Here is a 16,360-nt window from a genome sequence, read left to right as displayed (position 1 = left end):
ATTTCCTCTTTATCGCGTTGCACTATCCAGCGCTTATGGCGTTTTTTCAACTGCGCATAGCTATTCAAATCCTTGTTTGAGCGATTGTCTGTCCAATATTTCTAAGCGTGCTTATTAAAAGCAGGCTGATTTTGTTTAAATTCAAAAATGACCACTAGTCGATTAAAGGGCTAAACATTAAAAAAACGTCCAATCAAAGCAATAAGATCTCCTTGGTTTTAGAGTGAAATTGTTATTTTTCAATGGTTTATATTTTATTTTTAGTTTTTGAGTCTTATTCGTTTTGACGAGACTTAACTAAAAAAAATCCGAACTAATGTTGATGGCGAGTCTTGCTACTAAGCGAGTCTTAAACATCAAAACTCGGTAAAGAAAACCATGATGCTCGCTGTTGGTTAATCAGATGGAGCCTGAATGAATTGCCGACTTTTGCAAAAAATAATATTCGGAGAATAATAATGTTCAAACTTTCAAATATCGCACTGCTAGTGAGCTTGTCTGCGTTATCGATGTCAGCTGCTGCACTAACAGCTGAACAAGAGTCTAAGTTGAGAGATGTACTGGGTTGCTTATCACAATCCGATGCGACAGTACGCGTTGATGGCTGTAACTTACAGATAATCAACGGCGGTGGTTTTACGCGTCATAAAAATGGTTTAGGCAACATGATTGTTGGTTACAACAATCAAGCGAGCGCCCCTTCGGTTCCTGATTTTAGTAATGATGGTTCACACAACTTTGTATTAGGTCATAGTCATATCTACACAAGCACTGGCAACTTTATTGCTGGTACCAGGCACGAAGTATACGGCACATCGGGTTTTGTAACGGGCCATTTTGGTACCACAACACAACACAACAACACGATTGCTGGCGGTAAAAACAACCATTCTCACGGTATCTTCTCTGCGGTATTAGGTGGCCAAAATAATGGTGTACAAAATGGTAGTCAGTCCAGTGTTGTTATTGGCGGTGAACTAAACCGAGTCAATAGTTTTTGGACGAGCGTTTCAGGTGGCTTTGCCAATTTTGTAGATGGGCAACGTGGCTCTGTATCTGGTGGTCGCTTTAACCGCATTCCATTTGAAGGTAACCAAGGCACTATCGTTGGTGGTGAGCAAAATACCGTATCTAATGAAGCCGCTTCTATTCTCGGTGGTAAAGGCAATAACGCAGGTGGCTTTACTTCAACAATTGGTGGTGGTTTAAATCGTTCTACAGATAAAAACTATGAGTTCCGTGCTGGCAATATGAAAGCCGATAACTAGCCCTTTCTGATCTCCATCCAAATAATGACGAATAATATTTAGGGAAATAACATGTTTAATTATACAAAAATAGTTTTAGCAGGCGCGTTATCAGTGGTTGCTGCCAGTTCTCATGCCGCGCTGAGTGTTGAAGAAGAAAATGCATTTATCGACATTCTGTCTTGTTTTGAGCGCGTTGATAACACATTAGTAGTTAATGGTTGTAACGTACAAGTGGTGAATGGCAGCAATAGCAGTACGACCAGTAATGGCAAAGGTAACGTGATTATTGGTTACAATAAGCCGCTTCTTGGTGAGGGGGCGACACCTGATTATCGCTCAGGTTCACATAATTTAGTCATTGGCGATTTACACACCTATAAATCAGAAGGTGGTGTGATTGTTGGTGAAAGTAACAGTGCATTGGCACCGGGCGTTGCTGTAGCGGGTGTATTAAATACCGCTAAAGGTATGAACTCAAGTGTTTGGGGGGGGGCACGTAACACTGCAGAAGGTGACTACTCTAGCATCCTTGGTGGTGAGTTAAACAAAACCACAACTGATGCACTTTATAGCACGATTGCCGGCGGTTATAACAATACGGTTAGCAGCACGCATGCAAATATTTCAGGTGGCGCTGACAACGAAGCTTCAGCTGTACATTCAAATGTCATTGGCGGTGAATCTAACAAAGCTCAAGGCGCTGTCAGCTCAGTTGCGGGCGGTGAAGCTAACGTGGCATCTGGTGATCAGTCAGCCGTTTTAGGCGGTCGTTTTAACCAAGCTGATGGTGAAGCTTCAGCTATTGGTGGCGGTAAAAACCGTGTAATCGGTGGTCAGTATGACTACAAAGGCGGTTACTTCTTCTCTGGGCAATAAATCTGCTCGAATTTTTATATCCATTTAACTTTTCTAATTTTGGAGCAAGATTATGTTCAAACTCATTAAAAATACAGCTTTGGTTGGTCTTTGTTGCCTAGCTTGGTCTGGTGCCCATGCAGCCATTTCTTCTAGCGAAGAAGATGCCATTCGCAAAATTCTGCAATGTGTTGAGAAAATTGACGATACCTTGGTGATCAGTGGTTGTGATTTACAGGTAACAAATGGCCTGAATAATACTCAACTTACTAATGGCCTTGGCAACTTAATTATTGGTTACAACTCTGATGCATCGCTCGATAATGAACGAACGGGGTCACACAACTTAATTGTTGGTGAAAATCATAGTTATCGTTTGAGCGGCTCGCTTATTACAGGTGCTGGTAATTTCGCGCTGGGTCAATCTGTAGTAGTAGCGGGTTCAAATAACAAGGCGACAGGGTTTCGCTCTGTCATTTTGGGCGGTGTCGGTCATGAAGCTAATGGCTGGTTCTCGTCAATTTTAGGTGGTACAGGTGCTACTACCGGTAACAATGCACGCTGGTCAACTGTTGCAGGTGGTCAGTTCAATACAGCAAATGGTTTCTGGTCTTCAGTTACAGGTGGCCATAACAACCAAGCCAATGGTGATTTATCTACCATTACTGGTGGTGAAGATAACCGAGCAGAAGGCCCTTCTAGCACGATTGTTGGTGGTAAAAACAACATCACAGGTAGCGATGGTCGAGCAGCTGCTCTTTTAGGTGGTCGTGACAACCAAGCAAACGGTGAAGCGTCTACAATTGGTGGTGGTCAAAACCGAAGTGTGAGCGGTCTTGATGATTACCGAGCGGGTTACTTCTTTGCTGGCGAATAACCCTTAGCAGTTAGTGTCGCTATATTTGTTAGCCATTTGTGTGGCGACACTTACTAACCTAGCCTTGGGGTAACACGTGTAATTTACTTTTTACCCCTCGGCTTGGTTATGTTCAAGTTATTTAGACTTCTTGTACGAGTGCTGAGTTTTGCTGCCGTGTTTGTTTGCGATATTCGCTTGGCGTGTAACCCGTATGCTCTTTAAATAACTTGTTGAAGTTTGACTTACTACTAAAACCCGAATCAAAAGCAACCGCTAAAATTTTACTTTGCGATTGTTCGAGTAATCGCTTTGCTTCATTAACTCTGAAACCGTTAATAAAGTCATAAAAGTTGAGCTTTAACTCAATATTTAATAAGCAAGAAATATCATGTCGACTAGCTTTAATGTGTTCAGACAATTGCGTTAATGTAAGCTGAGGTTGCAAATATAATTGTTCACCTTCCATGGCTTCAAACAAAAGTGTGGTTAGCCTTTGTTTTTTAGCTTCATCCATTTGACTCACTCGCGTATCGACAGTCTCTTTAGCGGGTGTTTGAAATTGAAAAATTGCCGCTTTTGTCAGGCCAAAATAAGCGAGAACAAACAACCACAGGGTGGCGGGAATAAAACTTGTGCTAATTAAAACAATATTCCATGACTCGGGAATTATTGCTGAAAAGGCCCACATCGATAGCACTGCGCTCCAAATGATAACTTGGAATACACTCATTGTGAGTAACCAATTTAGATCGCTTTTTTGGATATCTGATAGCTGCCTTTTTATTTCACGTTGATGTTGGTACATGAAATAAACCGTGTAGCAGCCATATAAAAGCCCAAGCACGGGGCCAAATTGTATTTCTGTACTAAACGCAAGCGCGTAGCATGAGAGCACAGGAAATAGGTGTATAAGATCAGGTGCACTAAAGGGCTGAGACCTTGCTAATGTTCTGGCATAAAAATAGAACAACACACCATAAACGGGATCAAAAGTCACATGCCAGGCGAATGGCATTATGTGAGACATAATGGCAACAACTTCGGCTAATTCAACGCTAAACAAAACCACCCAAACAGCCAAAATACGACAAGCTAGTAAGTTACTACGGCAATTAAACAACAAGACACTGAGAATAAAGCCAAGAATTGAGCCAAGAATATAGAAGTTACGAGTAAACTCTAAGATTAACTCTGACATCAAAACCAACTCGTTTTATTAATTTAAAGATTGGCTAGTATACGTATTGAAATACAAAAATGTATCAAATTTGTAACATCTTGTTTACAAGGGTGGTGGAATAGCTAGATATGGAGACGAATGCACAACCAATCAAGATAAATTGCTCAAACTAGATTTATGATTCAGTTAATGAAAGTAGCGAATTACGCTGTTTTTCGCATTTGCTAACTTAACTCTGCACTCACTGTTTTAACCATTTAAATAGTGGAAACGAATCTGATTATGAGGTTATTGATTAAAGATTAAAGCACTAGTGTGATTGTATCTGTTGCAGGTGTTGTTCAGAATTGAAAAAAGCTGAAAGCTTTATTTGGCGGGGAGAGAGCTGGTCGGATTGGCCGGATTCGAACCGGCGACCCCTGACACCCCATGTCTCATAAATGCAAAATTCAAGATTTTGTTTTTAAAGCTTTTTTAAGTGTTTTTAACTGAATAAATTAGCTAAAAATGGCTTTTTAGCTAATTTATAAAAAATATATAAATCAATAAGTTATAAAATTATAACTACTGGATAATGGTCCAAGCAATTTGACTGATAATTTTAGTCGGTTTTATAGAAAAGTTATAAAAATAAACGCTTTGCATTCGTTTTAGGCTATTAGTCATAAAACAAGATGTTTAACAAAATACCTCTAAGTCTTTTGGCTTACTAATTCAAATATACCGGAATTTATATTTACAGTTTTCTTGTTTTTGTCCTATGGTTTAACCCTTTAGGAACTAAGTTCCTGTAGTCAGATTTAGCATTAATCCATATCGAGTAAAGAAAGGAAGAAGGTAATGAGTAATGATATTGCACTGAATGGTAACTCTGCTCGGCTTAACATCCCGTCAATTGAAGAACAGCGTATGTTTTTGATGCAGCAGGGTACGAAAGAGGCAATTGAGCAATTAGAGCAAAACTTATCGGTACCATTTTATGGATTATTCAATGCAGCGATAGAAAAATACCCAAAAGAACATTTATTAGATAGTGGTTATAAAACACCCGATCACGAGTTAGTTTATGAGTTGTTTGAAATAGTGAAAACTAAAACCGGTTTTAGCGATAAAGATCTTGCTACTGAAATTTTTGGTTTTAACAGTGATAGGATGATCCGATACTATAAAACGGGTCAACGTAATATCAAACAAGCTCTTTGGCATCGTTTTTTAATCATGACTGGCTTTAAGAAACAACGCGTACTCAAAGTGATTGGGTACTTTTAAGTTTAGAGCTAATTTTTGACTTACGCTTAAATCGATTTAGTCAACAACTTCTCAATTAGATGGGGTCAAGCAGTCAATAAGTTGGCAATTGGTGGAGAGCTCTCGGCACTTTGCAAAAACAGCTCGGCTTATTAAGCAATGTTACTCTTTCTTCAAGAAGATAAATATTGGTAAAAAACAAGTTACTTTGATTTTATTTCTTTTTAGTAGGATAATTTTTTGAGATGGTGATTACCATCTGTTTTAGGGTTGGTTGCACCTGAATATGAATACGGGGTTGGCTGCCAGCCTTTCTAAGCAATGACGTGTTACGCTCGGCTCAACTGTACCAGTCTTGTTTGCAGTATGATGCGCGAAAACGGGAACTTTACTGGTAAGTTTTGGCGGTGGTTCGATACCTCCTCATCGCACTTTCTTAATTAAATTGTTCAAGCCTTTCCAAATATTAGCAATCGTTGCCTAGCCTTCGGTACTTTACAAAAACTCGCTGTTTTGCTCTTCACACCTTATTTAATTTTCATTATTTGTATGGGGAGTTTGTTCTCATTCTTGATAGTGAGCCTTTTAATGCATCAACGATTTCTTATTCAAAGTTAAAGGTTACTTACTGATTACATTGAAGTATTTCATAAATGTTAATTTATGTTAGCTTATATGGTTAATACAATATGAGTAGAAAACCACCAAAGAAGTACTCGTTCAATCGTGTGTCCTAATTTCAAGGAGAAGTGTTATGGAACTAACAAACATGGAACTTATCACTGCTATATCATCTATTTCTGCCGCAATTAGTGCAGTTACTGCAGGTATTGCTACGTATTTAGCATGGCGAACTATCTCAAGAAATGATTCGATAAAACGCGCAGAAATCCATACTCATTTTCAAGGTCGAATTAGAGCTATTCAATCAGAATTTACTTCTGGTGTTAACTTGAGGGACAAATGGGAACCTACTTCTAAAGAAAAAAGAGCCATTCGCTTGTATTGGTATACTGTTCTTGATGAGTGGCTAGTGTGCTGTAAAGAGGACAAGTGTTTTAGGCCTCTTTGGGATGATTATTATATGCCTGGAATAAAAGGTGCGATGAGAAACCCTCACTTCGTAAAAGATTTAGAGACCATGTTTGACGGTGAATCTGGGCTATTGGGTTATAGGCTGGAGTTTAAAGAACAAATCAATAATATCTATCGCACTGTTTCTGATGGGCGGGATTTGATTTGGAAATAGCACCTAGTGTTGTTTTTATTTTTGGCACACCATGTGTTGGTAAGTCGACAGTTATTAATGAATTGGCAAATCAAGGCTATCAAAGCGTAAAAGTTGACACTTTGATAACGGGCTTTGTAGCTCAACCGTGTAAAGCTGACTTTCACAGGTTATCTTCTGACATTACAAACAAAATCTACGAATTATGTTTGCAAAGTAAATGCAAGTTAGCCATCGAAATGGGCTGTTTAATCGATCGTGATGCAAGTAATTTGTTGTTAGAAAAGCTTGGTAAAAAAGCTGTTTGTATTCATTTATCTTTGCCAATTGAGGAGGCAAAGGCTAGGGCTAGAAAGCGAAATTTGGCTATTCAAGCTGGGCAAAATGAAAGCATTATTATTGATGAACCGGATAAGATAGGTGAGTTCTATGTCTTAATGGAGCAGAACTTACCAAGCCAATATACCACTATCGATTGTTGTCAATTTAGCACCATTCGATGCCTTACCGAGAAGATAATGAAAACAATTTCAACAAAAGGTCACACAGACGAATAGCATTAGCTTTACCAGCTCAAGTTATAGCTGGCTAGGTTTAGGCTACTGAACTAGACGCTTTTCTCCCAAATGCAGGGAAATTAAATTAGGTCCTTTAATTCAAACGTTAAATAAAAGGGGATAAACTACCATAACATTGGTAATTACTTAATGAATTTGATACAAACATCAAAATAGGGATGTGCGCAATTTTTACACTATTTAATTGTTAGTTGTTTAAAAGGGATATTTTATGAATCAAGAAAATGTAATTTCAATCTTAGAAGGTCTAGCAAACGGTCTTAACCCAGTCACTGGTGAAATTTTACCATCTAATTCTCCTTATAATGAGCCTGAGGTAATTCGTGCATTATTTCAAGCAATTAATTTGATACCTAAGGCAAGAAAGCCTAAGAAAACTATTCAACAAAAACAGCAAGAAAATATTGAGAAGGGGCTTCCCCAAAATTATGGGCTACCTTGGGAGGAAGCTGATGTACAAAAAGTAGTGTCCATGTATCAAAGCGAGATAAGTATCCCCAATATTGCCAATGAATTTTCTCGCAAACCAGGCTCGATAGTGAGTTTACTTAAAAGACATGGCGTAATTACTGAAGAGGTCTCAATTGTTTTAAGTACAGCGTTTAAATAGACAACTAACAAGTCAGGGCATTGCTAAAGCGTAGCTAGACATTCTAGCCAACTTGTATTTAGCCGCTTATTTATACTTGAAATTCAGGAATTTATCAGACAATTTAAGGAAAAATTATGGATGATAAACAAAAGTTTACGAGCCCTATAAATGATAAGGTTGCTAATATATTTGGAAAAATGCTGATAGAAACAAGGAAGTGTTCTAATGCGCTGGCTTGGGTGCCTACTCCACCAGGCGGTAGAGCTACCATAACTTGGTTTGCTGCAAATTTTGGGCATGCAATGATAGATAGGTTTAGGGATAGCGTATCTTTAACATGTGCTAGGCAAGTCATTCATGTTTGGTCTCGTGAACTAGATAGAGCGTCGATATTAGGGTAGCAAGCAATATGAAATTTTATCTTTTAATTATACTCTGCTTGTTGACCTTAAATGCTAAAGCAATAGAGGTGAGTCAAAAGCCATGGCCTAAAGTATCTGATTGTAATAACTGTATCGGAATAAGCATATCCAATATGGATAACATTCAATTTAACTTCCCTAAAAGCAACCTGAAAGAAGTTTTATTACTGAATGTTGACGGAATTGGCACATACTTTAGAAGCGAAAATGAATGGTTTGCAAAAAATGACGAGATCATTTTTTCAGTATTAACTGAATCCCAAACAACGGGAGGGTTAAATGAAAATGGTTATTATCAAAAATTAAATGTCAGTAACATAGCCAGCTTTTTTGAGGAAATTCATACGCCTACTCAACCTTCGAAAGCACATGAAGTTGCTAGGCAAATTATGGGACTAAACGATGCATCTGTTTTTGTTAAGTACAAAGGCAATAAAATGAATGCTTACTGGTTAAAAAGCTATGATACGAATAGCCAACTTCTCTACATAGTACAGGCAAATCACAATCATGTTATTCAACTATCTGGAGCTTTTGAGGAAAAGCACGTCAGCCGTTTATTGTCATCTCTTTTCATGAAACAATAAATTTTACTCATAGTGTAAGCCTTGTTTGGACGCCAACAAGCTGGCGTCCAATACTGAAGTCATTTCTGATTTAACTATTCTTCGTTGTTCTGTCACTCAATGAAATTGAATAAACGGATATGACTCTACTTTCTTGACCGTGGTAGGCTCGTTCGTTCACTGCTATCAGTTACTAGTTTCTCTGTGATTTATGCTCAATATACGTCGTAAGCTCATGGTTCATAGTGCTTAAGTACACTGCTAAGCCACTCTTCTGTATCTTGCAGTCAACGAAACCGTGGGCTATTTATACAAAATCTAAGCTTTAATCTCGGCAGCTGGTACTAATTTCCACACTTGATGGTTAGCTTTGTAAATCTCAGTTGATTTACTATCTGAATGGGCCATTCTTTTTTGTGGATCGTGACCTTGTTTATCGTAAAGGTGAGCAGCTAAGGCACGGATTTCATGAAATGATGGCCTTTGTTTCATCTTTAAATGTTCGAATAACTTCAACTCATCACGCACTCTAGAAAATGCTTTTGATAAGTAGCTCGGAGTTAGTTGTGTTCGATGCTCACACTCTTGTGATAATGGGTTAGTGTTTCGTTTATTCTGTGCTTTATGTACGACAAATGGGGATATTAAAATATCGGTTTGGGATAATTCTATAATGTCTAAAATCGCTTGTGTGACGGGTATTGAAACTCTGCTTGCTTCTTTGTGTTTTGTTTTTTGACGATGAATTTTTAAGTAGCCAAATACTTTTAAGTTATCTTGCACAATTGGTGTGTTTAAATACTCAATATCTGAATATTTAACTTTACTTATTTCATTAACAGCATGCGTTGTTTGCAATGATAATGACATCGCGACTTTTAAAAAAAGTGGCGCACCTTGGTAGATAGCTTCATAAGCTTCAAGAGATAAACGTAATCGATCTTTCTCTTCTTTGGGCTTCATTTTTTTACGCGAAGCTGGGTTATCTACAATAGCTGATTCATCAAGAAGATAACTTTCAATCTTCATCAAGAAGCTTATTTTTCGATTATAAACATTGTTTGATTTACCATTGGTATATTTGGCTAAAAATGCATTCACATGCTCCATGCCCCAGCTTTTACTCAAAACAGGGGCGTGCAATTCGAGTAATCGCTCGGACTCTCGCTCAATAGTTTTGAATGTTTCAATTGCAATTTTCTCTTCACATTTAATACGTTTTAAAACAATAGGGATCCATTCAACAAGTGGCTTATTGTATTTATCTTTATGAGAGCCGTTAAACTGACGTTTAGATTCTTCAATCGCAAGTGTATCAATATCGCGAAATTTGGCGTTGTAGTCATTGGCAGCAGCTATCGCCATGGCACGGCTAGTGTTTGATGGTAGCCATTTTTCACTTTTGTCGACACGTCTAAATTTATAGCGTAACTGCCCATTTTTATTGGCTTGGTACAGACCTACGGGCAAATCACTGTTGTTGATATTACGTTGTTTCGCCATGATGAGAGCCTTACGATGCAAGAAAACTGGCTAGCTTTTCAACCTCTGAATGCTCAACATCGGGCGCATGGACATACCACGTTTTACCAATGCGCTCACCTGGTAGTTGTCCATTATTGAGCATCTTTATTATGGTTGGGCGCGAAGGTCCGTCATCAGGATAGAACTCATTTAGATAGCTCGTTATTTTTAATTTTCGCATTATTTTAATCCTCTGTTTTGAATGCTTCTAAATCAGTTAGGTGGTACATCGGATCACTACTTGGTAACAAACGAACTGTTGTAACTTGTTTTTTAAAAGCCTCAGTTTCACGTACTCGGTAAAAAGTTGAACGCGAAACACAAAGATATTCGTAAGCTTGTTTGGTGGTTAATAATTCAGTTTCCATAAAAAAATCTCTTAAGTTTTTTGTTATTAGATCAAATCCACGATGAGTCACAAATTTGCTTACCTATGTAGAACTTATTGATTTTTTTTCGAAAACATCAATTTTATTTAAGAATTAATTGATTTTTTTTTAATTACTTTAATTAATGGAGGTATTTTGGGTTTGAAAGGACAGGTATAGATTTTTTTAGAACAGGGTAATAATTAGCAAAAAATATTGAAGAAGGGAGTCTGTTTATCTTCTGACTTGATGCCTTAAAACACTAGCCTTAGTGTTAGTGACGCAAGAAAGAATTAAGCATTTTTATATTCGAGATATAAACAATAAATAATTAACCCCTTGTTATCTTGTCTGCTTCATATGTAACATATATCGTACAAGAATAGAGCGCTTAAACAGCGCCAAAAAGGAAACAATTCAGGGAGTTAGAATGATAAAAATAATATCCATCTTGTGGATGGTGTGCCTCACTAGTTTTAGCTATGCATTTACAGACTTTCCTATCGGAGATGAATTACGAGGAGAGGAATATAGAGATAAAGCCAGACCTTGTGGTACTGACGATATTTGTCGATTGAATGCTTTTTTTGATATTGGTGGGTATACACTGCTAGATTCACTTCTAACCGATAAGCTTCGTGGTAAGTTTGTTAGTGGGCTAGATTTTGATGATGTATGTGGTATTTACTCTAATAATAAAATGTACATGGAGTTAAACGACTGTTTAACAAAATGGAAAACATTTCAATTATTAAGGTTTCAAGAATATGAAGAGTTTTTTAATGAGGTTAAAGAAGAAGAAGGCTACGAGAAGCACATCGGAAATACATTCACTAGAATGGCCTATGTTGGCCACCGCGTTACCTGGATAAACTACGCTAAAGACTTTGTTAAAATTAATTATTATGAAGGGCTACAAGCACTTGAGTATAACGATTTTAAACTGGCAATAGAATATTTTGATAAGGGTATCGATTTTGTCGAAAAGTATCACGGCGAAAGACGCTTTGGGCCACTGTATGCTGAAATGGCAAGACTTGCCGGTATCAGCGCTATTTATGCTAAAAACTCAGCCTTAGCACAAAAATATCAACAAAAAATCAATTCAGTAAAAGATATTGATAACAAAGTATCTGACTATGAAGCTTTCTATCTATTAAAAAATGCCAGTATTGATTTTTTAATTGCTGAACAAGGTTATGATGAGGCGAGATATTTAAACCAGTTCCAAGTATCTAAAAGTGTTAATATTGATTACTTCGATATGGTTTGGGGTATAACCAAAATTGCTTTAGGTAATGGCATCCAAGCTATCGATGGATTAATTACCGCTTCCGGCAGTATTAACTTTGACCGTGATTTAAATACCCTGCCTTTATTCTATAAAAAAGCTAAGTTATTACTGGTTTTTAACAAACAACAAGAAGCTAAAGACATTTACCTTCAACTACAAAATGCGCCTGCTTTAAAACAACATAAAACTCTCGAGTATCTGGTTTACAACGATTTAGCATTGATTGAAAAAGCCGAAGGCAATACTGAAATGGCGATACGGTATTTCAAAACGGCCATTGAGCACATTGAGTCTCAAAGAAAAATAGTGAATACCGATATTGGGAAAATTACCTTTATGGGTGATAAGCAAGAAGTGTATTGGAACTTTATCTCTTATCTTATTGCGCTTAACCAGGTTGAGTTAGCTTTTGAATATGTTGAGCGTTCACGTTCAAGAGCTCTGGTTGATATGCTTGCCAATAAAAAGGCATTCAAGAAGTTATCCAAAGAGCTTAATAATGATTTAACTAATCAATCGGATATCGCATTAGTGCATAGTGGTTATTCTTCATCACAAGATAGCCGTGCTTTTAAACGCAAAAATACTCATTCATTAAAAGACATTAATACCATTTTAGGTACTGAAAAAGAATCAATTGTCTCTGTTAGCACTGTAAATTTGCCTGAGGTTCAGTCGTTACTATCAGGCAATGAATCTATTCTGGAATACTACCAATACAAATCAGAATTGTTGGCGTTTGTTGTTGATAATAAAGGCATTAAGGTTGCAAAACTAAAACCTGTCTCATCGGCTTTGGTCAATGAGTTTTCCAAAGTTATTAAAAATAATAATACAGAACGTTTTACTCAAATATCATCCTCCTTGTATAACGCTTTAGTTGAGCCAATTGATGAACACTTGAAAGCACGTATTTTGTTAGTGCCTCATGGTGAATTACATGGCGTACCATTTTATGCGTTGAACAAAAAAGGTCAGTTTATGATTGATAACTACGAGTTATCAATTATTCCAAGTGCCAGTGCTATTACTTATTTAGATAAAACAAATAAAGCTACATCTTCTGTTATTGCTTTTGGTGATCCTAATTCTGATCGCGATGTACCAAAATTAGCCAATGCCAAGTTAGAAGCCCACAAAGTATCAAACTTATTCGCTTCAAATTTAGTACTGACTGAAAACAAAGCAACAGAGGCCAGCTTTAAAGAATATGCCAATCAATTTGGTGTGATTCATTATGCAGGACATGCATTATATAACGAGCAAATGCCGTTAAAATCATCGTTATTAATGGCTAAAAGTGGGGTAGATGATGGTGAGCTAACACTTTCTGAGATTTACGATCTTGATATTTCTGCAGAGCTTGTCGTGTTATCAGCATGTGAAACTTCGCTAGGTTATATTACTGCAGGAGATGAAAGCATCGGTTTAAATAGAGGCTTTTTAACAGCAGGGGCTAAGGGTGTTGTTTCTAGCTTGTGGAAAGTAAGTGATAAAGAAACGGCGCAATTAATGGAGCTGTTTTATCAAAACTATAAAAACGAACAGCCTTCAAAATCTTTAAGAAATGCTGCTTTACACATGAAAAATACCCTCGGATTATCCCCATTTTTCTGGGCGTCATTTCAGTTTACAGGACGTACATAATGAAATTTACTCTAAAGATATTCACAGCTTGGTTGCCATTTATTGGTATTTTATTTTTAGTTGGGTGTAGTTCAACCCCATACCAACAAGATTGGAATAATATCAACTGGCAAAGTGGTTATAAAGAAGTTCGTAAGGAAGAAAAACTTAAAATTAACTACATGTCCCGTCTGGTATTAGAGCATGAGGCTAGAGTTGAGTTAAGACAACAGTTAGACCAAGCTGGGTACAAAGCGACTAAAGGGCAAATTGGTGTTGATTTACAAAATCCGTATCTTAAGTTTTTCATGCAAGCAAAAGGGATTAATGCATCAACTAATAATGAATTCGCTGTGCAGGCAAGTAAAAATGGTTACTTTGAGGATGGTAGCTTAAGTTACACCACTCAAATCTGGTTACCTCAATATTTTGAAGGTCATAATTTAGATAATGTTGAGATCGCCACTAAAGTGGCGAGAGAATATGTTCAAAAGAAAATAGAAAATTTAGCGACAGAAGCTAACTTCGAATACAGTTGCTTGAAAAACTGTAATGGCAAACATCAGGTTCATTTGTTAAAAAATAAAGCGAGCAACAGCTTACCTTATGTTTTTGTACCTAAAGATATTGTTTTTTCTATTAGAGTAGCAGAGCTAGAACCTGTCGTAGATGACCCATATATCGAAAATATACTTGGCTTTAAACCTAGATGGAAAAGTCCTGATGGTTTTAACTTTTTTATAGAGGCTTACTACGATGCGCAAGAGGATAGTACCGGTAATAAAATATTAGATGTGTCACCGAGTGGTATTATTGTTGCCACATCTGAATATAAGAGGGATAGTTTTGAGGTTTCTGTAGGGTTAGATCTTTATAACCAAATATTCGATAACCCCTATATGTTCTTTGGACATCATCATATTAAAGGTTTTGCTTTTTACAATAAGAAAATCTATTTTGGTTCCAACAATGATGATGCTTTTTGCTTCGACAAACATGTTTACCCCCCCCAATCATTTGTAAAAAATAAACTCAAATGATTTAGGGCTTATCCGTTGATAAGCCCTTTTTATTATTGAAAGAGTGCTTTATGTACCAATTTACTAAAATCATAATCCTTGTCTGTGCGCTTACATTCAACATCAAGGTAGGCGCTAATACATTTAAAGGCTTTGCTAATCATTCTAAGCAGGCTGTTGCAAAGGAGCAGTCTCTGTCGGCTTTACAACAAACCTTATATGTAAACATTGAGAGTGAAAGTTATAGTTATCAAGACAATAAAGGGAATGATTTTTTTAAGGTTAGTAGCCAATTATCTTCTAGTATCCCTTTAGTTGGCGCTATAACTGATTGCGTTGAGCTATCGAATGAATATCAGTGTCAATCAAAGCTCAATAGCTCGCAATCCATGCCGCTTTATCAGGCATTATTTGAACAAGAGCAAAAGTTAGCGATGCAAAATTGGCAACAAATTCAGTTGTTAAATAATGCGGATGTAAAGTATGAAGCTCTGAATGAACTATTTAAAAAAGTCCATCTTCTTCAGCAAGTTGCAATGGTTATTGCGCTTCTTAACCCTAAGCTTGATACACCTAACCTTGAAATTAATATCACTCAGATTATTGAGCAAATGGTTTTAATGGAAGAGCAAGTCACCAGTTTAGATATGGCTAGCAAGTTGTTAGTCAGAAAGCTCTCAGCACCAAAACAACGCGTTTTAGTCAAACCCATTACACATGTTAATTCAAGTGAAATAACACCTTTTACCAAGCTTATGCAAACTCACTTGCAGAATGAACTTAATGCAGTGCGAGATATAAAAAATGCTGAGCTGATTTTAACTGGCCAATATAGTGAATTGAAAGAGCTGCTAAATTTGCAAGTCAGTTTAACTGACCTTCAAGGAAGCATTATATCTACCGCTGTGATTGCTATTCAAAAATCAGCACTCGTTAATTATGAATACAGGCCAAAACAACCGACTTTTGACACTTTACTCTACAGTCAGCAATTAATAAATAATGAGTTTTCTGTTGAGCTTCAAACTAATAAGGGGAGTCGAAATTTATTATTTGATAAAGGTGAAACCTTAAATTTGATGCTAAAGGTAAGTCAACCTGCTTATTACTATATTGTGGGGCATACCAAAACCGGTGAAGATAGAATGAGTTATTTGATGGATCTACAAGATGCAAAAGATGACTACCGTTTTATTAAATATATTAGCCCGAAGGAAGCTAATCACTGGATTAACATTGCTGAATTTGAAGTTGCAGAGCCATTTGGTCAAGAGATACTGCAAGTGTTTGCCAGTACAATCAACCCTATAGAAATAATACCTACAACGAATTTTGATGGGTTTTACCATAAAATAGACGGCAAAATTGAAGAGAATATCCAAAAGGTACGTGGCTTCAAACGTATCAAAGATAAAGCAAAAGCTTCTCTGCCCAAAGTAGCAGAAGCCGTACTGAGTATAACGACAAGTGGATAATTAGTTTGTCGGCAATTCGAAATAAATAAGGCTCACAAATTGTGAGCCTTAAAGTTGGTTTTACTTAATATCTCTTACTAATGCAGTGCGATAAATACTTAAAGACTTCCTTGTGTTTGCCGCCGTTAGTGCAAAATCGAAGCGTATAGTATTAACGTCAAACCCCAATGAATCATAACTGGAGGGTGTTGTAACTCTGGGGTCACCCATTAAGAAGCCGTTGTAAAGAAGACGAACGGATTTTTTGATTGTTTCAGGATGAAAAAATCAATAAAT

At 37.0% G+C, this 16,360-nt stretch carries 14 protein-coding genes; 11 read left to right on the top strand and 3 right to left on the bottom strand.

Translation table 11 applies throughout. From position 1 onward, the window contains the following. Nucleotides 1–458: 458 nt before the first annotated feature. The 3 genes from HR060_RS11570 to HR060_RS11560 are packed head-to-tail and all read left to right on the top strand — an operon-like array spanning nucleotide 459 to nucleotide 2,982. Nucleotides 459–1,268 (top strand): hypothetical protein, encoded by an 810-nt coding sequence (locus HR060_RS11570; protein ID WP_174200458.1) that lies wholly within the window; start codon nucleotides 459–461, stop codon nucleotides 1,266–1,268. A gap of 51 nt (nucleotides 1,269–1,319) precedes the next feature. Further along, nucleotides 1,320–2,126, top strand: a complete 807-nt coding sequence (locus tag HR060_RS11565; protein WP_174200457.1) for a hypothetical protein — start codon at nucleotides 1,320–1,322, stop codon at nucleotides 2,124–2,126. A 52-nt stretch (nucleotides 2,127–2,178) separates the two neighbouring features. Beyond that, nucleotides 2,179–2,982, top strand: a complete 804-nt coding sequence (locus HR060_RS11560) for a hypothetical protein (protein WP_174200456.1) — start codon at nucleotides 2,179–2,181, stop codon at nucleotides 2,980–2,982. A 121-nt stretch (nucleotides 2,983–3,103) separates the two neighbouring features. Here HR060_RS11560 and HR060_RS11555 read toward each other — a convergent pair whose 3' ends face one another. Further along, nucleotides 3,104–4,162 carry a helix-turn-helix domain-containing protein gene (locus HR060_RS11555; RefSeq protein ID WP_174200455.1) on the bottom strand — a complete coding sequence of 353 codons (1,059 nt, stop codon included), beginning with the start codon at nucleotides 4,160–4,162 and terminating at the stop codon, nucleotides 3,104–3,106. 822 nt (nucleotides 4,163–4,984) lie between these two features. On the opposite strand from HR060_RS11555, the gene HR060_RS11550 reads away from it, so the two are divergent. The 5 genes from HR060_RS11550 to HR060_RS11530 all read left to right on the top strand — a co-directional run bounded on the left by HR060_RS11550 (nucleotide 4,985) and on the right by HR060_RS11530 (nucleotide 8,799). After that, a complete protein-coding gene (locus tag HR060_RS11550) occupies nucleotides 4,985–5,413 on the top strand; it encodes a hypothetical protein (protein WP_174200454.1) in 429 nt (142 codons plus the stop codon). Nucleotides 5,414–6,146: 733 nt separating this feature from the next. Next, entirely contained in the window at nucleotides 6,147–6,641 is a 495-nt protein-coding gene (locus HR060_RS11545; protein ID WP_174200453.1) for a hypothetical protein, read from the top strand. Next, nucleotides 6,632–7,177, top strand: a complete 546-nt coding sequence (locus HR060_RS11540; RefSeq protein WP_174200452.1) for an ATP-binding protein — start codon at nucleotides 6,632–6,634, stop codon at nucleotides 7,175–7,177. Before HR060_RS11545 ends, HR060_RS11540 begins: the two co-directional genes overlap by 10 nt. 232 nt (nucleotides 7,178–7,409) lie before the next feature. Continuing rightward, the gene (locus HR060_RS11535) at nucleotides 7,410–7,808 is read left to right on the top strand and encodes a hypothetical protein (RefSeq protein ID WP_174200451.1); all 399 of its coding nucleotides are present in this window, start codon (nucleotides 7,410–7,412) and stop codon (nucleotides 7,806–7,808) included. Between the two features lie 391 nt (nucleotides 7,809–8,199). Then, a complete protein-coding gene (locus HR060_RS11530; protein ID WP_174200450.1) occupies nucleotides 8,200–8,799 on the top strand; it encodes a hypothetical protein in 600 nt (199 codons plus the stop codon). A gap of 297 nt (nucleotides 8,800–9,096) precedes the next feature. Here HR060_RS11530 and HR060_RS11525 read toward each other — a convergent pair whose 3' ends face one another. Then, complete coding sequence (locus HR060_RS11525; RefSeq protein WP_217434913.1) at nucleotides 9,097–10,281, bottom strand: tyrosine-type recombinase/integrase; 1,185 nt, start codon at nucleotides 10,279–10,281, stop codon at nucleotides 9,097–9,099. A 206-nt stretch (nucleotides 10,282–10,487) separates the two neighbouring features. Continuing rightward, complete coding sequence (locus HR060_RS11520) at nucleotides 10,488–10,670, bottom strand: helix-turn-helix transcriptional regulator (protein WP_174200449.1); 183 nt, start codon at nucleotides 10,668–10,670, stop codon at nucleotides 10,488–10,490. Between the two features lie 430 nt (nucleotides 10,671–11,100). Here HR060_RS11520 and HR060_RS11515 point away from each other — a divergent pair, with 430 nt between their 5' ends. From HR060_RS11515 to HR060_RS11505, 3 genes are read left to right on the top strand one after another with little or no spacing between them, the layout of a single operon-like run. After that, the gene (locus HR060_RS11515; RefSeq protein WP_174200448.1) at nucleotides 11,101–13,611 is read left to right on the top strand and encodes a CHAT domain-containing protein; all 2,511 of its coding nucleotides are present in this window, start codon (nucleotides 11,101–11,103) and stop codon (nucleotides 13,609–13,611) included. Beyond that, a complete protein-coding gene (locus HR060_RS11510; protein ID WP_174200447.1) occupies nucleotides 13,611–14,630 on the top strand; it encodes a hypothetical protein in 1,020 nt (339 codons plus the stop codon). Before HR060_RS11515 ends, HR060_RS11510 begins: the two co-directional genes overlap by 1 nt. 50 nt (nucleotides 14,631–14,680) lie before the next feature. Beyond that, a complete protein-coding gene (locus HR060_RS11505) occupies nucleotides 14,681–16,084 on the top strand; it encodes a hypothetical protein (RefSeq protein ID WP_174200446.1) in 1,404 nt (467 codons plus the stop codon). Nucleotides 16,085–16,360 lie beyond the last annotated feature (276 nt).

The sequence above is a fragment of the Marinifaba aquimaris genome, assembly GCF_013328345.1.
Taxonomy (GTDB): Bacteria; Pseudomonadota; Gammaproteobacteria; order Enterobacterales; family Alteromonadaceae; genus Marinifaba; species Marinifaba aquimaris.
The sequence above is the reverse complement of the archived record's forward strand: the minus strand, read 5'-3'. Positions and strand labels throughout refer to the sequence as shown.